Here is an 18,620-nt window from a genome sequence, read left to right as displayed (position 1 = left end):
GTTGATAGGCCGGATGTGGAAGCCCAGTAATGGGTGAAGCTGACTGGTACTAATAGGCCGAGGGCTTGTCCTCAGTTGCTCGCGTCCACTGTGTTAGTTCTGAGGCAACGACTGTTGCCGGCTAGAGCTGAAAACAAGTAAAAAGTGTGCTTGTTCGCTCGAAACCATTAGGGTTTCGGTGGTCATAGCGTGAGGGAAACGCCCGGTTACATTTCGAACCCGGAAGCTAAGCCTTACAGCGCCGATGGTACTGCAGGGGGGACCCTGTGGGAGAGTAGGACACCGCCGAACAATCTTTGGAAGGACCCCTGGTCCCAGCGTTCAGCTGGGGCCAGGGGTCCTTTTGTTTTTCCGGAGCGCGCCGGGTACCCGGGTGCGCGAGAATGTTTTGTGGTACCGAAGACAGGAGTTACCGATGTCCACCAACTCTCCCGACGACCGACCGGAGCGCGACCAGCGGCGACGGGACAATGGTGGGGACCGTGACAACCGCGGCGGCGACCGTGGTGACCGTGGCGGCTTCCGCCGCGACAACGACCGTGGTGGTGTTGGCCGGCGCGATGATCGTCGCGATGACCGCGGCAGTGCTGATCGTGGTGAGCGGCCTCCCTTCCGCCGTGACGACCGTGGTGAGCGGCCTCCGTTCCGCCGTGACGACCGGCGGGATGACCGGCGCGATGACAACCGTGGTGGCTTCCGGCGTGATGACAGCCGCGGTGGGTCCGGTGACCGTGGTGGGTTCGCTCGCCGTGATGACCGTCGTGAAGGTGACCGCGGTTCCCGTCCGGCGTTCCAGCGTGACGACCGCGCGCCGCGCCGTGACGACCGCGACGACCGCGCGCCGCGCCGTGACGACCGGGGCGACCGTGGTCCGCGGCGTGATGACCGGGGCGAGCGCCCCGCGTTCCGCCGTGACGACCGGGGCGAGCGGCCTCCCTTCCGCCGTGACGACCGGCGCGACGACCGTCGGGATGACCGGCGCGATGACAACCGTGGTGGCTTCCGGCGTGATGACAGCCGCGGTGGGTCCGGTGACCGTGGTGGGTTCGCTCGCCGTGATGACCGTCGTGAAGGTGACCGCGGTTCCCGTCCGGCGTTCCAGCGCGACGACCGCGCGCCGCGCCGTGACGACCGGGGCGACCGTGGTCCGCGGCGTGATGACCGGGGCGAGCGTCCCCCGTTCCGCCGTGACGACCGGGGCGAGCGGCCCCCCTTCCGCCGTGACGACCGTGGTGAGCGGCCTCCGTTCCGTCGGGACGACCGGCGCGACGACAACCGTGGTGGCTTCCGGCGTGATGACGACCGCGGTGGGTCCGGTGACCGTGGTGGGTCCGGTGACCGTGGTGGGTTCGCTCGCCGTGATGACCGTCGTGAAGGTGACCGCGGTTCCCGTCCGGCGTTCCAGCGCGACGACCGCGCGCCGCGCCGTGACGACCGGGGCGAGCGTCCCCCGTTCCGCCGTGACGACCGGGGCGAGCGGCCCCCCTTCCGCCGTGACGACCGTGGTGAGCGGCCTCCGTTCCGTCGGGACGACCGGCGCGACGACCGTCGGGATGACCGGGGCGAGCGTCCCCCCTTCCGTCGGGACGACCGCGGTGACGATCGTGGTTTCGGCCGACGTGACGACAACCGGGGCGAGCGGCCCCCGTTCCGCCGGGACGACCGCCGTGACGACCGGGGCGCCCGTGGTCCCCGTCGGGACGACCGTGGTGGACGGCCCGGTGGGTTCGGGGGCCGTGACGGGCGGGACGACCGGCGTGGTGGCGGATCCCGATTCCGTGATGAGCGGGAGCGGGACCGTGAGCCGATCAAGCGGCTGCCGATTCCGGAGGACGTCACCGGTGAGGAGATCGACAAGGACGTTCGGCAGGAGCTCCAGAGCCTGCCCAAGACGCTCGCCGAGGATGTCGCCAAGAACCTGGTGATGGTCGCCCGGCTGATCGACGAGGACCCCGAGGGTGCCTATGGGTACTCCAAGGTGGCCCTGCGGCTCGCTTCGCGTGTCGCCGCCGTGCGGGAGGCGGGCGGGTTCGCCGCGTACGCCAACCAGAAGTACAGCGAGGCGCTCGCCGAGTTCCGTGCCGCGCGGCGGATGAGCGGGGGTGTCGAGCTGTGGCCCGTCATGGCCGACTGCGAGCGTGGGCTCGGGCGGCCGGAGAAGGCGCTCGACATGGCCGGTGCTCCCGAGGTGAACAAGCTCGACAAGGCCGGCCAGGTGGAGATGCGGCTCGTCGCCGCGGGCGCTCGGCGCGACATGGGGCAACTGGACGCGGCCATCGTCACGTTGCAGAGCCCCGAGCTCGCCGCCGGTTCCGTCCAGCCGTGGACGGCGCGGCTGCGGTACGCGTACGCCGACGCGCTGCTCGCCGCCGGCCGTGAGGGCGAGGCGCGCGAGTGGTTCGCCAAGGCCCTGGAGGCCGACCGGGACGGCAGCACGGACGCCTCCGACCGGCTTGCCGAGTTGGACGGGGTCGACTTCGTCGACGCCCTCGTCGAGACCGAGACCGAGACCGAGACCGAGACCGAGACCGAGACCGAGACCGAGACCGAGACCGAGAACGGGACGGAGTCGGAGAACGGGACCGAGTCCGAGGGGGTCGTCGTCGAGAAGGCGGCGGACGCGGTCGAGGGACCGGCCGACGACGAGGCCGGGCACGATGTGGCCGATCGTGACGAGGACTGACGTAGGCCGGTAGCAGCGGCGAGGGGCGGGATCCGGTACCACCGGGTCCCGCCCCTTTCTGCGTTCGGGGCGCGGCCTTCAGAGGTCGAGGGCGCGCAGGACCAGGCCCGATGCGGGCTTCGGGCCGAACGACGTCGACTTGCGGGGCATCGTGACGCCCTGGCGGGCGAGATCGCGCACGACCTCCTCGCGGACGGGGTGCAGCAGGACCGCCGTGCCGCCGTCGCGTTCCGCCTTGCGTACCGTCGCGGCCGTGTCGTGGATGTAGGCGATGCGGGTGGGGTCGTCCTCGGGGATGTGCCAGACGTGGTCGAGGAGCGTGGCGTGCAGGACCGTCGCGTCCAGGGTGCGCCAGGCCTCCGGGAGGTCGGCGGGGATCGTGCGGTCGAGGAGCGCCGGGTCCGGTCGGTCGACGAGGTGGAAGGCGCCGTCGCCCGCCAGAAGGAACGCGTTGCCCGGACAGGCCGCGTCCGCCAGGGCGACGAGGGCGTCCGGGAGGGCGGCATCCAGGCGCTGGACGCGGAACCGGCCGTCGAGCGCGGCCAGGGCCTCGGCGACCGGCAGGCCGTGCAGGAGCCGGTGGATGGCGCGGACGCGCAGGGGGTACCGGGCGGTGTCGACCAGGAGGACCAGGCCGTGGTCCCAGGGGCTGGGGGAGGGGTGTTCCGCGCGTAGGCGCAGGTACGTCGCCCAGCGGTGGTGGCCGTCGGCGATGAGGGCCTGGTGCTGGGCGAGGTCCGACTGGACGCGGGCCGTTTCGGCGGGGTCGGTGATCGCCCAGAGGCGGTGGCCGTAGCCGTCCTCGGTGGTGGTGGACAGGAGCGGCGGGCGTTCCGCCGCGCGGTCCAGGATCTCGGCCGTCGTGCCGTCGCCGCGGTAGGTGAGGAGGAGGGGTTCGAGGTTCGCGTGCGTGGCGCGCATCAGGGCCGCGCGGTCCGCGACGATGTGCGGCATCACGTCCTCGTGCGGAAGGACGATTCCTTCCGACGGCTCGGAGACGCGCAGGGTGCCGATCAGGCCGCGCTGGAGCATGCCGTCCGCGTGCCGCTGCTCGTAGACGTACAGGGCGGGCTCGGGGTCGGTGGTCAGGACGCCCTCGGACAGCCAGCGGCGCAGGGTGTCGGCGGCCTGTTCGTTGCGCGCGGCGGGGGTGGTGGCCTGGGGGAGGATCAGGCGGACGATGTTGTGCGGATCCGCGTCCTGGAGGTGGTGCAGGCCGTCGGGGCGGACCACGACGTCGTACGGCGGGGAGGTGACGGCGGCGAGACTGCCGACCCGGTCGGGGTCGTAGCGCAGGCCTCGGAACGGGGTGAGTTCCAGGCCTCGGGGCGCCGTTGCTTCCGAGTGACCTGCTGAGTTCATCCGGGCATCGTACGTCTGTCGGTGGCATGCGGGATGATCGGGGGAAAGCGGAGCGAACGAGGAGCGATGTGCAATGAGCCGGAGCGTCAGGACGAGGCCCGAGGCCAGTGGGCAGGCCCTGAGCGAGGCGTACGACACGGCGCTGCTCGACCTGGACGGGGTGGTGTACGCGGGAGGCAACGCGATCGCGTACGCCGTCGAGTCGCTGGCCACCGCGCGAGCGGGCGGGATGCATCTGGCGTACGTCACCAACAACGCGCTGCGGACGCCGGACGCGGTGGCCGGTCATCTCACGGAGCTGGGGATACCGACGGGCGCCGACGATGTCATCACCTCGGCGCAGGCGGTCGCGCGGCTGATCAGTGAGCAGGTGCCGGCGGGGGCGCGGGTGCTGGTGATCGGCGGGGAAGGGCTGCGGGTCGCGCTGCGCGAACGCGGGCTCGAGCCGGTGGAGTCGGCGGACGACGATCCGGCGGCGGTGGTGCAGGGGTTCGGCGGTCCCGATCTGGCGTGGGGGCGGTTCGCGGAGGCTTCGTACGCCGTCGCGCGCGGGGTGCCGTGGTTCGCGTCCAACACCGACCTGACGATTCCCAGCGGGCGTGGCATCGCGCCGGGCAACGGCGCGGCGGTGGAGGTCGTGCGGATCGCGACCGGTGCCGAGCCGCAGGTCGCGGGCAAGCCGTTGCCTCCCATGCACCGCGAGACGATCCTGCGGACCGGCGCCGAGCGGCCGTTGGTCGTCGGGGACCGGCTGGACACGGACATCGAGGGGGCGTTCAACGGTGAGGTCGACTCGCTGCTGGTCCTCACCGGTGTCACCGACGGGCCGCAGTTGCTCGCCGCGCCGCCGCGGCACCGGCCGACGTACGTCGACGCCGATCTGCGGGGGATGCTCACCGGCCAGCCGGAGGTCACCGTGGACGGTGACGGTTTCCGGTGCGGTGGGTGGACGGCGCGTGCGGGTGCCGAGAGTCTGGAACTGGCAGGGGAGGGCGAAGCCCTGGACGGGCTGCGGGCGTTGTGCGCGGCGGCCTGGACGGCGGCCGGTGAGGGGACCTGTGAGCTGGACGGAGGGAAGGCGCTGGCGCGGCTGGGGTTGTGAATCGCCGGCCGGAAGAGGAACGGCCGGTGAAACCGTGATGCGTTGATGCTGTGAATCCGGGCACTGACCGTGACCAGGGATCCAGGCGCGTTGGCAGGGTAGGCTAACCTAACCGGGTGTTGGTCGACAGTGTTCCCGAACAGCGCGCGGAGACCGCCCCCGCGCCTCCGAAACGCCGGGCGATACGTTCCGTCGGACTGCTCGCCGCCGTAGCGGTCCTGCTGCTGGTGGCGGTGGCGAGCATCGCCATCGGCGCCAAGGAGTTGTCCGTCGGGCAGGTCCTGCACGGGCTGTTCGAGGACTCGGGGACGTACGCGGACGTCGTGGTCGACGAGCGGTTGTCGCGGACCGTGCTCGGGCTGCTGGTCGGGGCCGCGCTCGGTCTGTCCGGCGCGGTGCTCCAGGCGCTGACGCGCAATCCGCTGGCCGACCCCGGGCTGCTCGGCATCAACGCGGGAGCCTCGGCGGCCGTCGTCACCGCCATCAGCTATTTCGGCGTCACGAGCCTGACCGGCTATGTGTGGTTCGCCTTCTTCGGGGCGGCCGCCGTCGGTGCGCTCGTCTGGTTCCTCGGCGGCAGCCGCGGGGCCACGCCGGTGCGGCTCGCGCTCGCCGGCACGGCGATCAGCGCCGCGCTCTACGGCTATCTCCAGGCCGTGATGATCATGGATGACGCGGCGCTCGCCAGGATGCGGTTCTGGACGGTCGGTTCGCTGTCCTCGGCGACCGACGAGACCATCCGGCAGGTGCTGCCCTTCCTGGTCGTCGGCACCCTGCTCGCGTTCGTCCTCGCCCGGCCGCTGAACGCCGTGGCGATGGGCGACGACACCGCCAAGGCGCTCGGCGCCGACCTCAACCGCACGCGGGCGCTGTCGATGCTGGCCGCGACCGTGCTGTGCGGTGCCGCGACCGCCGCCTGCGGGCCGATCGTGTTCGTCGGGCTGATGGTCCCGCACATCGTCCGCTCGTTCACCGGCCCCGACCTGCGCTGGATCATGCCGTACGCGGCCGTCCTGTCGCCGGTGCTGCTGCTCGGCTCCGACGTCATCGGCCGGGTCGTCGCCCGCCCCTCGGAGGTCCAGGTCGGCATCATCACCGCGATCATCGGCGGGCCGGTCTTCATCTTTCTCGTACGACGGCGGAGGACGGCCCAGCTGTGAAGACCGCGCGGAAGATTCCCCACGGCCGCCCTCGGGCGCTGCGCACCCCGGGTGGGTTCTCCGTCCGGCTGCAGCCGCGGGCGCTGATCGTCGTCGTCCTGCTGGTGGTCGCCGCGCTCGCCGCGAGTGTGGTGCTGATCGGAACCGGCGACTTCCCGATCCCGGCCGGAGACGTCGTGAGGACGCTGCTCGGCGACGGCAACGCCGGCCAGGAGTTCATCGTCAACGAACTGCGGCTGCCGCGGGTTCTCGTGGGCCTGCTCGTCGGGGCCTCGCTGGGGCTCGGCGGGGCGCTGTTCCAGGCCGTGTCGCGCAACCCGCTGGGCAGCCCGGACGTGCTGGGGCTCGGGCAGGGCGCCACGGCCGGCGCGCTCGTGATGATCGTGCTGTTCTCCGGGAGCGCCGCCCAGGTGACCGTCGGCGCGCTGGTGGGCGGTCTGGTGACCGGGGCCCTCATCTACCTGCTGGCGTGGAAGCGGGGGGTCCACGGGTACCGGCTGGTGCTCGTCGGCATCGGCATCTCGGCGATCGCGACCGCGGTCAACGGCTACCTGATGACCAAGGCCGACTTCGTCGACGCGGCCCGCGCGCTCGTGTGGATGACCGGCACCCTCGACGGCCGTGACTGGAAGCAGGTCTGGCCGCTGCTCGGGCTGGCGGGTGTGCTCGTGCCGCTCGTGCTCGCCAACGCGCGCGGGCTGCGGATGATGGAGATGGGCGACGACGTCTCCCACGCGCTGGGGGTGCGCGTGGAGCGCGTCCGGCTGCTGCTGATGGTCTCCGCCGTGCTGCTCACCGCGGCCGCAACCGCCGCAGCGGGGCCCGTCGGCTTCGTGGCGCTCACCGCGCCGCAGCTCGCGCGGCGCCTGACCCGTTCGCCCGGTCCCAACCTCGTGCCCTCCCTGTGCATGGGCGCCGCCCTGCTGGTCACCGCCGACTGGGCCTCCCAACGGCTCTTCGGTGACGGCCAGCTGCCCGTGGGCGTGGTCACCGGTGTGCTGGGCGGGGTGTACCTGCTGTGGCTCCTCGTCACGGAGCGCAGGGCGGGCCGGATATGACGCGGTCGACGACAACAGCCGCCGGTCCGACCGGAACTACCGAAGGAGCACCGTGAACCGCCTGTCCGCCGAGAACGTCACCCTCGCCTATGACCAGCGGATCATCGCCGAACAGCTGTCGGTGGAGATACCGGACAACTCCTTCACGGTGATCGTCGGCCCGAACGCCTGCGGCAAGTCGACGCTGCTGCGGGCGCTGTCGCGGATGCTGAAGCCGAGCCGGGGCCGGGTGCTGCTCGACGGGCAGGTCATCCAGTCGATGCCCGCGAAGAAGGTCGCGCGGACGCTGGGGCTGCTGCCGCAGTCGTCGATCGCGCCCGACGGGATCACCGTCGCCGACCTCGTCGGCCGCGGCCGCTACCCGCACCAGGGCATCCTGCGCCAGTGGTCGGTCGACGACGAGCGGGTCGTGCAGGAGTCCATGGCGCAGACCGGGGTCGCCGAGCTCGCCGACCGCTATGTCGACGAGCTGTCGGGCGGGCAGCGCCAGCGCGTGTGGATCGCGATGGCCCTCGCCCAGCAGACACCGCTGCTGCTGCTCGACGAGCCGACGACCTACCTCGACATCCAGCACCAGATCGACGTGCTGGACCTGTGCGCGCGGCTGCACGAGGAACAGGGGCGCACGCTCGTCGCCGTACTGCACGACCTCAACCACGCGGCCCGGTACGCCACCCATCTGATCGCGCTGAAGGGCGGCGAGGTCATCGCGCAGGGCGCGCCGAACGACATCGTCACGGCCGGGCTGGTGGAGGAGGTCTTCGGGCTGCGCTGCCAGGTCATCGACGATCCGGAGACGGGGACACCACTGGTGGTGCCGGCTGCCCGGAAGGCCCGCGTGCGGGCCGAGCGGGCGGTCGCTACAGAAGTTTCCTGAGCTGGAACAGATCGCGCAGGCCCGCCTCGAGCTTCACCCGCCCCGAGCCCCAGGCCTTGGCGAAGTTCAGCTCGCCGGCGACGAGCGCGACCAGGTCGTCGCCGGTCATGGTCAGCCTGATCTGGGCCTTCTCGACCGGAGGCCCCTGAAGGGTGTCGTGCACGACGATCCGGCCGTCCGTCATCCGGCCGACGAACGTGATGTCCAGGTCGGTGATCCGGCAGCTCACCGATCTGTCCAGGGCCGCGGCCGTACGGACGTCCCCCTCGGCGTCGCCCATGCTGTCGGAGAGCTTCTCGAGTGCGGCGCGGCACTCCTCGGTCGTGGCCATCGCGACCGACGGTACCCCAGACGTTCGGAGTACCGTCTGGGCATGAGCGACACAGTGCCGGAGGCGGGGACCACGCCGGAGACCGTGCATGCGGAGCAGGAGCACGATCCCGCCGCTCCCGCCCCGTTGGACGTCCCCCGGACCCCCACCGGCAACGCCGAGGTGGACGGACTGCTGGACCGGCTGGCCGATGCCGACCACCTCGCCACCGACGGACACGTCGAGGTGTACGAGGATGTACACGGGGGGCTGCGCGACGCGCTCACCGCGCTCGACGCACGCCCGGGACCTCCGGTTCCCACCCGTCACCCGACCACCGGACCTCGATGAGACCCTTCGGGTCACATCCTTCGAATGGCGTACGGCAATAGGAGCTGAACCGAACGTGGCAGGAGTCGCACGACGCCGTCTGGACGCGGAGCTGGTCCGCCGTAAGCTCGCGCGTTCGCGTGAGCACGCCGGCCAGCTGATCGCCGCCGGGCGGGTGAGCGTCGGAAAGACCGTCGCGACCAAGTCCGCCACCCAGGTCGAGACGGCGGCCGCGATCGTCGTGGCCGTCGACGGCGACGACCCCGACTACGTGTCCCGGGGCGGCCACAAGCTGGCCGGCGCGCTGGCCGCCTTCGTGCCGCAGGGGCTCGTGGTGGAGGGGCGGCGGGCGCTGGACGCCGGCGCGTCGACCGGCGGGTTCACCGATGTGCTGCTGCGGGCGGGGGCCGCGCACGTGGTCGCCGTGGACGTCGGATACGGACAACTCGCGTGGTCTCTTCGAAGCGATGAACGCGTCACCGTCAAGGACCGTACGAACGTACGCGAGTTGACGCTTGAAGCGATCGATGGGGAGCCTGTGGATCTTGTCGTGGGGGACTTGTCCTTCATCCCGCTGGGGCTGGTGCTGCCCGCCCTGGCACGGTGCGCCGCGCCGGACGCGGACCTGGTGATGATGGTCAAGCCGCAGTTCGAGGTGGGGAAGGAACGGCTCGGCAGCGGGGGTGTCGTACGGAGTCCGCAGCTGCGGGCGGAAGCGGTGCGGGGTGTGGCAGGGAAGGCGTGGGACCTGGGGCTCGGGGTGAAGGGTGTCACCGCCAGCCCGCTGCCCGGACCTTCGGGCAATGTCGAGTACTTTCTGTGGCTCAGGGCCGGGGCGCCCGCCCTCGACCCGGCCGACGTTGACCGTGCAGTTGCGGAGGGGCCGCGTTGACTCAGAACCGAGCTCGTACTGTTTTCCTGCTTGCCCACACCGGGCGGCCCGCGGCCATCCGCAGCGCCGAGCTGGTCGTCAAGGGGCTGCTGCGTGAGGGCATCGGGGTGCGCGTCCTGGAGTACGAGGCCGCCGACCTGCCCCTGCCGGAGGAGGTGGAGCTGGTCTCCGAGGCCACTCCGCAGTGCCTGGAGGGGTGTGAGCTGCTGATCGTCCTCGGCGGCGACGGCACGCTGTTGCGTGGCGCGGAGTTCGCGCGGGCTTCGGGGGTGCCGATGCTCGGCGTCAACCTCGGCAGCGTCGGCTTCCTCGCCGAGGCCGAGCGCGACGACCTCGACAAGGTCGTCGACCGGGTGGTGACCAAGGCGTACGAGGTCGAGGAGCGGATGACCGTCGATGTCGTCGTGCATCGCAACGGGGACATCGTGCACACCGACTGGGCGCTGAACGAGGCGGCGGTGCAGAAGGCGGGCGCGGAGAAGCTGCTCGAAGTCGTCCTGGAGATCGACGGGCGGCCGGTCACCGGTTTCGGGTGTGACGGGATCGTGCTGTCCACGCCGACCGGCTCCACCGCCTACGCGTTCTCCGCCGGCGGGCCCGTGGTGTGGCCCGAGGTCGAGGCGTTGCTGATGGTGCCGATCAGTGCGCACGCGCTGTTCGCCAAGCCCTTGGTGACCTCGCCCGATTCCGTGCTCGCGGTGGAGGTGCTGCCGCACATCCCGCCGGGCGTGCTGTGGTGCGACGGGCGGCGGACCGTCGAGCTGCCTGCGGGGGCGCGGGTCGAGGTGCGGCGGGGGGCGGTGCCGGTGCGGCTCGCCCGGCTGCATCACGCTTCGTTCACGGATCGGCTGGTGGCGAAGTTCGCCCTGCCCGTCTCCGGATGGCGGGGGGCCCGGCAGTAGCCGTTCGCGCTGTCGGCAGGGGGCGGTGGGGGACGCGCGGCGGCTGGAGGCCCGGCCCGGCGCCGGCCGTGCGGTTCCCCGCGCCCTGGGACACGTCCACTCGCCTGGGTGATAAGTGAAGGCTCTCCGCTTTCGTCTACCTGCGGCTTCCCCTTCCGGGGGCGGGGGGCGTCGCACTTCCTCCCCCCGACCTCGTAAGGTCTTGTCCGTGTTGGAGGAGATGCGGATACGGTCGCTCGGAGTCATCGACGACGCGGTCGTCGAGCTGTCGCCAGGCTTCACCGCTGTCACGGGTGAGACGGGCGCGGGCAAGACCATGGTGGTCACCAGCCTCGGGCTGCTGCTGGGCGGGCGCGCGGATCCCGCGCTCGTGCGGATCGGCGCCGAGAAGGCGGTCGTGGAGGGGCGGATCGCCCTGCCCGCGGACGCCTCGGTGCTGGTACGGGCCGAGGAGGCCGGTGCCGAGCTAGACGACGGGGCGTTGCTCATCAGCCGTACCGTTTCCGCGGAGGGGCGGTCGCGGGCGCACGTGGGCGGGCGGAGTGTGCCCATGGGGGTGCTCGCCGAGCTCGCCGACGAGCTGGTGGCCGTCCACGGGCAGACCGACCAGCAGGGGCTGCTGAAGCTGTCCCGGCAGCGGCAGGCGCTCGACCGGTACGCGGGCGACGCGGTGACCGTGCCGCTCGCCAAGTACACCGAGGCCTACCGGCGGCTGCGGGCCGTGGCCGTCGAGCTGGACGAGATCGTCACCCGCGCGCGTGAGCGGGCCCAGGAGGCCGACCTGCTGCGCTTCGGGCTCGACGAGATCGGCGGGGTCGAACCGCGCGCCGGGGAGGACGTCGAGCTGGCGGAGGAGGCCGAGCGGCTCGGGCACGCGGAGGCGCTGTCGTCCGCCGCCACGGCCGCTCACGCCGCTCTCGCCGGCAATCCGGAGGACCCCGAGGGCATCGAGGCGACCACGCTCGTCGCGGGCGCGCAGCGGGCCCTGGAGGCCGTCAGGTCGCACGATCCGGCGCTGGCCGCGCTCGCCGACCGGATCGGGGAGATCGGCATCCTGCTGGGCGATGTGGCGGGCGAGCTCGCCGGGTACGCCGACGACCTGGACGCCGATCCGCTGCGGCTGTCGGCCGTCGAGGAGCGGCGGGCCGCGCTCACCGCGCTCACCCGCAAGTACGGGCAGGACGTGAACTCGGTGCTGGCCTGGGCCGAGCGGAGCGCCGTCCGGCTCACCGAGCTGGACGGCGACGACGAGCGCATCGACGAGCTGACCGCCGAGCGGGACGCGCTGCGCAGCGAGCTCGGTGGGCTGGCGCAGGCGCTGACGGACGCGCGCACGGAGGCCGCCGAGCGGTTCGCCGCCGCCGTGACGGCCGAGCTGGCCTCGCTCGCCATGCCGCACGCGCGTGTGTCGTTCGAGATCCGGCAGACCGAGGATCCGGAGGGCGTCGAGGTCGGCGGACGGCCGGTCGCCTACGGGCCGGCCGGCGTGGACGAGGTCGAACTGCTGCTCGCCCCGCACCCGGGCGCGCCGCCGCGGCCCATCGCCAAGGGCGCGTCCGGTGGTGAGCTCTCGCGTGTGATGCTCGCCGTCGAGGTCGTGTTCGCGGGCACGGACCCCGTACCGACGTACCTCTTCGACGAGGTCGACGCGGGGGTGGGCGGCAAGGCGGCGGTCGAGATCGGCCGACGCCTCGCCCGGCTCGCCAAGACCGCTCAGGTCGTTGTCGTCACGCATCTTCCGCAGGTGGCCGCGTTCGCCGACCGGCAGCTGCTGGTCGAGAAGACCGACGACGGGTCGGTGACCCGGTCCGGTGTGAAGGTCCTGGAGGGCGAGGACCGCATCCGGGAACTGTCCCGCATGCTGGCCGGCCAGGAGGACTCCGAGACGGCCCGTGCGCACGCGGAGGAGCTGCTGGCCACGGCGCGCGCGGACGCGTGACGGCGGCACGGCACGGCGCGGCGCGGGGCGTCGTGGGTTCTTCCCGGGGGTGAGGGCATGGTCATCCGGAGGGGCGCGGCCCGGCCTTCGCGACGGCGGCCGGGCCGACGGGGGTGACGACAGCGGCTCTGCGCGCCGCGGCACGCGGAGGGTCGGTACGCGGGGCGGGTGGTCGGGCTGCAGTCCGGTCCTGCCACCGCTCTGGGGCGCTGTTCGCCGTGGCACGCGGAGGGCGGGCAGGCGGGTAGTGCGGGAACCACGCGGGGCGGGTGGTCGGGCTGCAGTCCGGCCTCGCCACCGCTGTCCGCCGTGGCGGTCGCAGCCGCCCCCGCGGGCCCCGGCCGCCGCGGCCGGCCTGCCGGAGGACGCGGCCGGGCGGCAGATGCTCGGCGACAGGCCACGCGCTCGGCGCGCTGCTCGGGGCGGCGGTGGTGGCCGGCGACGGCCGGACGGGCCTGATCGCGCACGCCGGCGCCGTTGTGGCCGCGGCGGTGTTCGGGGAGGAGATGACCGAGGCGGCGAGGTCGGCACTCGGGTAATCGAACGGAACCCCACCTTCTCTCACCCGTGTGAGTGATGGAGAGTGCCTCGTGACCGGGTGTCAGTGCGCTCGACGGCACGGAACACCCGTACGTGCTGGCATCCTTGGGAGCAGTGCGTGGAGGAACGCCAGCGGTCCACCCTTCCGCCCGGTCCTTCTGTACGTTTCTTCGTGACCGTCCGACGCCGAACCAGGAGCCCCGGCCACGTGAGCAGCCACTCACCGCACGGCCAGTCGTCGCTGCGCACCGTGCAGGTGCTGGGCGGCGGCAACGCCGGCAGCAGCGCGCACGTGCGCTCCCTGGCCGCGGGGCTCGTCGCGCGGGGCGTGCGAGTGACGGTGTGCGCCCCCGTCGAGGCGGATGACACCTACGACTTCACGGGTGCCGGGGCGGAACACGTGCATGTGCCGCGCAGCAGCGATCCGGGGTCCGTGGCGGTGCTCCGGGCGGCCTGCACGGACGCCGACCTCGTCCACGCGCACGGACTGCACGCCTCCTTCCGCGCCGTCCTGGCGCTCAGCGGCCGGCGCACCCCGCTGATCGTCACCTGGCACAACCGTGCGCACGCAGAGGGGGCCCGAGCCCATCTGCTGAGGCTGCTGGAGCGGCGGGTCGCGAGGGCGGCGACCGTGGTCCTCGGCACCACCTCCCATCTCGTCGACCGTGCCCGCAGGACCGGCGCGCGCGACGCACGGCTCGCCGCCGTGGCGCTGCCCCGGCCCCGCCGGACCGAGGGCCACGAGGAGTCCGAGCAGCCGTCGCCCAAGCTGCGGGCCGAACTCGGCGCCATGGGACGCCCGTTGTTCATGGCCGTCGGCTCCCTGGACCGCCACCGCGGCCACGACCTCCTGCTGGACGCCGCACACGTGTGGCGCGCGCTGGACCCCGTACCGCTGGTCGTGATCGCGGGGGAGGGGCCGCGGCGGGCGGAGCTCCAGCGCCGCATCGAGGACGAGGAGCTGCCGGTCCGGCTTCTCGGGCGACGGGACGACGTGAGCGAGCTGCTCGCCGCCGCCGACCTCGCGCTGCTGCCCGGCGGCGGCGAGTCACGGTCGGTCCTCGCGCAGGAGGCCCTGCACGCGCGCGTGCCGCTCGTCGCGGCCCTCGCCGACGGCATCCGCGAACTCGTCGGCGACGCGGCCGAACTGGTCCCGCCGCACGACCCCGAGGCCTTCGCCGCAGCCGTCGTACGCCTCCTTGACGACCCCGCACGGGCCGAAGCCCTCCGAGACCTGGGCACGCGGCAGGCAGCCGGCTGGCCCACCGAGGACGAGACCGTCGCCCAGGTCCTCAGCGTCTACGACGAGCTGACGCAGCCCCAGCCGCTGATCTGAGCCTCACGGCACGTGCCGCCGCGCCCGCAGCGCCAGGCTCAACGCCAGGACCGTCTGCGGGTCGTCGAGGTCGGTGCCGAGCAACTCGCCGATGCGGGCGAGGCGGTTGTACAGCGTCTGGCGGTTCAGATGCAGCTCCCGGGCCGTCTCCGCCTTGCGGCCCGCGTGCGCCAGATAGGTCTCCAGAGTGGGCAGCAGGGGCGGCTTGGCGCGGTGGTCGTGGTCGCGGACCGGGCCGATCGCGCGGTCCACGAAGGCCGCCAGGTCGCGATGGTCGCGCAGCCGCCACAGCAGGAGGTCGATGTCCAGCCGGCGGGCGTCGTACCAGGGGCGGTCCGGCAGGCCCTGCGCGGCGGTCGCCGTCTCCGCCGCGTGCCTGAGGCCCGCCGAGGCTGCCGCCCAGCCGCCCGCCACCCCGACCACCACGACCGGTGGCTGGGCTCCCGGCCGCTGCATCCCGGCCCGCTCCACCCCGGCCCGCAGCGCCGCCGCGACCCGGTCGGCCACCGCCGAGCGCTCCGACTCCGACCGCAGGCCCAGCAGCAACGGCACCCGGCCCTCCACCGGCCGCACGCCCAGCAGCACGGGCACACCCACCGACGCCAGCTCCTCCGCGACCGCCCGCGCCAGCACCGCCCAGCCCCCGCCGGGGGCGAGGCCGTCGCCCAGCCGCATGACGACCGGGAGCAGGGGACTGGTGCCGGGCTTGAAACCGAGGACCCGCGCCTGCGCCGGAGCGTCCTCCGCGGCGATCCGGCCCTCGGCGAGGTCGGTGAGGAAGTCGCCCCGGCCGCGTGCCGCGAGCTCCTCCTCCTGGCGGGCCTGCATCAGCACCACGGCCAGGATCCCGGCCGCCCGCTCGGCGGCGATCCGGTGCACGGGGGCGAGAGGGGCGCGCACGGGCAGCAGGACGAGCCGGGCGCGCACCGAACCCGCCCCCGGCCCGCCCCCGGGCACATCCACCAGCACCGAGCCGGCGGGCGGCGACGCGTCCTTGTGCGGCCCGCGCAGCCCCTCCCACACCTGGAGCGGATCCGCGCCCTCGGGGCCGGCCCCGGCCGCGTACAGGAGCTGGCCCTCGGTCGTCTCCAGGAAGACGGGGTTGCCGCTGAAGTCCGCCAGGATGCCGAGGACCTGCGGTATCCCGCCCCCGCCGAGCAGAGCTTCCGTACAGCGCCGGTGCACTTCCTCGGCCTGCTGGAGCAGCGCGTAGTGGCCGTTGACGATCTCGGTGTGGATCTCCTCCGTGACCGTCACGAACGGCACCTCGCGGTGCAGTTGGACGAGGGGAAGCCCGGTCGCGCGCGCCGTCTCGACCAGGGCCGCGGGCAGCCGGGTGAAGCGCGGGCCCAGCTCGATCACCAGGGCCGCGATACCCCGCTCGGCCAGGGTGCGGACGAACACCCGCTGCTCGGCCGGACGGGTGCCGAGACCGTAGCCCGTGGTCAGCAGCAGCTCGCCGCCCTTGAGCAGCGAGGCGATGTTCGGTACCTCGCCCGCGTGCACCCAGCGCACCGTGCGCCCCAGCCGGTCGGCGCCCGCGAGGATCTCGGGGAGCCCGCTGCGCAGGCCGGGCAGCTCCAGCGCGCGCCGCACGGTGATGCCGGCGCTCCGGCTGTCGAATCGGTGGTCCGCGCGGCTGTCCATGCAGCGGACGCTACCTGCGCGGACGTGCCGGTGACATCTCCGCGCCGGCATGGGGCGCCCGTCGCCGGGTAGCGGCGGCCCATGGACTTCAGTGTGGTTGCGGTGGCGCGTGAGGACGACAGCCCGGTCGACGAGCCGCTGCGGGTCGCGGCGCTCGCCGACCGGCTCGGCTACCGGGAGGTGTGGGCCGGCGAAGGGCCGACCTGGGACGCCTTCGTCCTCGCCGCGGCGTTCGGCCGGGTCACCGAACGGGCCGCGCTGACGGCGGGGCCGGTCCCGGTGTCCGTGCGTGACCCGTACACCCTCGCCAGGGGCGCCGCGTCGGTTGCCGCGGTCACCGGCGGACGGGCGGTCGGCGTGGCGCTGGGCACCTCGAGCAAACGCGTCGTGGAGGGCGTGCACGAGCGGCCCCGGGTGCGTCCCGCCGCCGTCCTCACCGAGACCGCGGCGGCCGTGCGCGCCCTGCTGCACGGGGCTCCCGGTGAGCCGGTCGTGCCCGGCAGCACCTTCCTGCGTCGGCTCCCGCCGCCGGGCGGCCCGCTCACGGTGGCCGCGTTCGGGGACCGCGCGATCGCCGCGGCCGCCGCGCACGCCGACCGGATGCTGCTCGACGTCGTCTCCCCGGAGCAGGTCCGTGAGCTGCGCGCCAAGCTGGACGCGGCGGCCGGTCGGGCGGGCCGTACGCCGCCCACGCTCGCCGCCTGGCTGCCCGCGGCCGTCGACCCGGCGCCCGAGTCGCTCACCCAGGTACTGGGCAGCATCGCCGGGTACCTGACCGTGCCGGGGTATCGCGAGGTGTTCGCCGAAGCCGGTTTCCGCGAGGCCGTCGAGCTCGCCGCGGCCGGCGCCGACCGCGCCGCCCTGGTCCGGTCCCTGCCGGCGGCGGCCGCCGCCACCGTCGGCCTGGTCGGCACGCTGGACACCGTGCGCGCCCGGATCGACGCCTACGCCGAGGCGGGGCTCGACGAGATCGCCCTCGTCCCGGCGACGGCCGCCGATCCGGCGGGGGAGCGGACGCTGACGGCGCTGGCGGCGACGGCGGGGCTCGAGCCGGGCGGACGACCCGGGCCGTCGGTTCTCAGGCAGGCCTGATGTTGTGGTTGAAGCGGAACACGTTGTCGGGGTCGTACCACCGCTTCACGTCGCCGAGCCGACGGGCGTTCGCCTCGCCGACGCCCGCCACGACCCGGTCGGCGCCCTCGTCGCCGATGAAGTTGAGGTAGACCGCGCCGGTGCTCCACGGCTGTACGTCGGCGCGGACGTCCCTGACCCACTGGACGCACCGCTCGTCGTCCGCCGGGTCCGCCCACAGCCCGAAGGGGTGCACGCCCCACGGTGCGTCGCGGTAGGGCACGGGGTACTCGTGCGGGCCGGTGCCGATGGCGCCGCCCTGCGGGAACAGCGCGTGCATCGTGCCGGTCGGCACGGGCATGGCCCGGCCACGGGCGCAGTACACGTCCACGAAGTCGTCCGGGGCGCCGGTCAGGTACTCCGCCGACCAGTAGTTCCGCATCCCGGGCGGATCGTCGATCATGCACTGGACGTCGGCGTAGGGCATCGCCCCGACGACCTCCGCCTCGTGCGGCAGCGCCAGCAGCGGTTCGGCGAGCTTGCGCATGTCCGCCTCGGCGCCGGCGTACGTCAGCAGCACTCCGCACAACAGCGACCCGACCAGGTGCGGCGGGACGAACTCCTCGGGCGGGCCCGTGAGGTAGATCACCGCGCCGCTCGCCTCGTCCGGGCCGGCCGTGATCACGTCCCGGTAGGTGCGGGTGACCTCCGGGCCGAACTCCGGGAGGTAGAACAGCAGCGCGATGGAGAACGTGGGCAGCTCGTGCAGCTTCAGGGTGAGCGCGGTGGCGATGCCGAAGTTGCCGCCGCCGCCGTGCAGCGCCCAGAACAGGTCCGGGTTGTCGTCGGCGCTCGCGTGGACCTGCCGGCCCTCCGCGGTGACGAGCTCCACGCCGAGCAGGTTGTCGACGGCCAGCCCGCACCGGCGGTCCAGCCAGCCGGTGCCCCCGCCGAGGACGAAGCCGCCGACGCCGGTGGTGGAGGCCCGTCCGCCGGTCGTGGCCAGGCCGTGGGGCTGACAGGCGCGGTCCAGGTCGCTCATCGTGGCCCCGCCCGCGACGCGTACGGCCTCGGCGGCCGGATCGACGGTGACCGCGCGCATATGACGCAGGTCCACCACCACGGCCCCGTCGCCCAGGGCCATGCCGGCGACGCTGTGGCCGCCGCCGCGCACCGCGACGGGCAGGTCGAGGTCACGGGCGAAGCGCACCGAGCGCACCACGTCGGACTCGTCCACGCACTGGGCGATCACGGCCGGACGGCGGTCGATCATCGCGTTGAAGACCGTCCGGGCCTCGTCGTAGCCGGGATCTCCCGGGGCGAACGCGTCGCCGACCAGATCCTCGCGGAGCGCGGCGAGGGCCGCGCCCGCCTTCGATGGGGAGGCCATGAGGCGCCCCCTTCCGGAAAG

Annotated in this window: 15 protein-coding genes and 1 rRNA gene; 12 read left to right on the top strand and 4 right to left on the bottom strand. The window is 73.3% G+C overall.

The annotated features are described in order from the left end of the window. The first annotated feature begins 174 nt into the window (after window positions 1-174). Together rrf and ACIPFH_RS31935 are read left to right on the top strand one after the other, a co-directional pair. A 5S ribosomal RNA gene (rrf, locus tag ACIPFH_RS31940) occupies window positions 175-291 on the top strand. A 1,525-nt stretch (window positions 292-1,816) separates the two neighbouring features. After that, complete coding sequence (locus ACIPFH_RS31935; RefSeq protein ID WP_401831930.1) at window positions 1,817-2,683, top strand: hypothetical protein; 867 nt, start codon at window positions 1,817-1,819, stop codon at window positions 2,681-2,683. A 78-nt stretch (window positions 2,684-2,761) separates the two neighbouring features. Here the strand turns inward: ACIPFH_RS31935 and ACIPFH_RS31930 are convergent, their stop codons facing one another. After that, the gene (locus tag ACIPFH_RS31930; RefSeq protein ID WP_401831888.1) at window positions 2,762-4,045 is read right to left on the bottom strand and encodes a DUF1015 domain-containing protein; all 1,284 of its coding nucleotides are present in this window, start codon (window positions 4,043-4,045) and stop codon (window positions 2,762-2,764) included. Window positions 4,046-4,118: 73 nt separating this feature from the next. Between ACIPFH_RS31930 and ACIPFH_RS31925 the strand changes: the two genes are divergently transcribed. From ACIPFH_RS31925 to ACIPFH_RS31910, 4 genes are all read left to right on the top strand, one after another. Next, the gene (locus ACIPFH_RS31925; protein ID WP_401831887.1) at window positions 4,119-5,147 is read left to right on the top strand and encodes an HAD hydrolase-like protein; all 1,029 of its coding nucleotides are present in this window, start codon (window positions 4,119-4,121) and stop codon (window positions 5,145-5,147) included. 116 nt (window positions 5,148-5,263) lie between these two features. Next, on the top strand, window positions 5,264-6,307 hold the full coding sequence (locus tag ACIPFH_RS31920; protein ID WP_401831884.1) for a FecCD family ABC transporter permease: 1,044 nt from the start codon (window positions 5,264-5,266) through the stop codon (window positions 6,305-6,307). Continuing rightward, window positions 6,304-7,365, top strand: coding sequence for a FecCD family ABC transporter permease (locus tag ACIPFH_RS31915; protein ID WP_401831882.1), 1,062 nt, complete (start codon window positions 6,304-6,306; stop codon window positions 7,363-7,365). Before ACIPFH_RS31920 ends, ACIPFH_RS31915 begins: the two co-directional genes overlap by 4 nt. A gap of 52 nt (window positions 7,366-7,417) precedes the next feature. Further along, window positions 7,418-8,242, top strand: coding sequence for an ABC transporter ATP-binding protein (locus ACIPFH_RS31910; RefSeq protein WP_401831881.1), 825 nt, complete (start codon window positions 7,418-7,420; stop codon window positions 8,240-8,242). On the opposite strand, the gene ACIPFH_RS31905 is transcribed toward ACIPFH_RS31910, so the two are convergent. Further along, window positions 8,226-8,573 (bottom strand): alkyl sulfatase C-terminal domain-containing protein, encoded by a 348-nt coding sequence (locus ACIPFH_RS31905; RefSeq protein WP_401831880.1) that lies wholly within the window; start codon window positions 8,571-8,573, stop codon window positions 8,226-8,228. The two genes, ACIPFH_RS31910 and ACIPFH_RS31905, sit on opposite strands and share 17 nt — an antisense overlap. A gap of 42 nt (window positions 8,574-8,615) precedes the next feature. Between ACIPFH_RS31905 and ACIPFH_RS31900 the strand changes: the two genes are divergently transcribed. The 5 genes from ACIPFH_RS31900 (at window position 8,616) to ACIPFH_RS31880 (ending at window position 14,491) form a co-directional block, all read left to right on the top strand. Further along, window positions 8,616-8,903: a hypothetical protein gene (locus tag ACIPFH_RS31900; RefSeq protein WP_401831879.1), complete on the top strand. Its 288-nt coding sequence runs from the start codon at window positions 8,616-8,618 to the stop codon at window positions 8,901-8,903. 55 nt (window positions 8,904-8,958) lie between these two features. Beyond that, window positions 8,959-9,774, top strand: coding sequence for a TlyA family RNA methyltransferase (locus ACIPFH_RS31895; RefSeq protein ID WP_401831876.1), 816 nt, complete (start codon window positions 8,959-8,961; stop codon window positions 9,772-9,774). Next, window positions 9,771-10,676: an NAD kinase gene (locus ACIPFH_RS31890; RefSeq protein ID WP_314224287.1), complete on the top strand. Its 906-nt coding sequence runs from the start codon at window positions 9,771-9,773 to the stop codon at window positions 10,674-10,676. Before ACIPFH_RS31895 ends, ACIPFH_RS31890 begins: the two co-directional genes overlap by 4 nt. Before the next feature lie 220 nt (window positions 10,677-10,896). After that, entirely contained in the window at window positions 10,897-12,615 is a 1,719-nt protein-coding gene (recN, locus tag ACIPFH_RS31885) for a DNA repair protein RecN (RefSeq protein WP_401831928.1), read from the top strand. Between the two features lie 748 nt (window positions 12,616-13,363). After that, window positions 13,364-14,491 (top strand): glycosyltransferase family 4 protein, encoded by a 1,128-nt coding sequence (locus ACIPFH_RS31880; protein ID WP_401831874.1) that lies wholly within the window; start codon window positions 13,364-13,366, stop codon window positions 14,489-14,491. Window positions 14,492-14,494: 3 nt separating this feature from the next. Here ACIPFH_RS31880 and ACIPFH_RS31875 read toward each other — a convergent pair whose 3' ends face one another. Then, window positions 14,495-16,138 (bottom strand): PucR family transcriptional regulator, encoded by a 1,644-nt coding sequence (locus tag ACIPFH_RS31875; protein ID WP_401831873.1) that lies wholly within the window; start codon window positions 16,136-16,138, stop codon window positions 14,495-14,497. Window positions 16,139-16,219: 81 nt separating this feature from the next. On the opposite strand from ACIPFH_RS31875, the gene ACIPFH_RS31870 reads away from it, so the two are divergent. Further along, window positions 16,220-17,230 (top strand): LLM class F420-dependent oxidoreductase, encoded by a 1,011-nt coding sequence (locus ACIPFH_RS31870; RefSeq protein WP_401831870.1) that lies wholly within the window; start codon window positions 16,220-16,222, stop codon window positions 17,228-17,230. Here ACIPFH_RS31870 and ACIPFH_RS31865 read toward each other — a convergent pair. Next, entirely contained in the window at window positions 17,217-18,599 is a 1,383-nt protein-coding gene (locus ACIPFH_RS31865) for an FAD-binding protein (RefSeq protein ID WP_401831869.1), read from the bottom strand. The two genes, ACIPFH_RS31870 and ACIPFH_RS31865, sit on opposite strands and share 14 nt — an antisense overlap. Between the last annotated feature and the right edge of the window lie 21 nt (window positions 18,600-18,620).

The organism is Streptomyces sp. NPDC088157, assembly GCF_044741545.1.
GTDB lineage: Bacteria > Actinomycetota > Actinomycetes > Streptomycetales > Streptomycetaceae > Streptomyces.
This window is presented reverse-complemented; position numbering and strand designations above follow the sequence as displayed.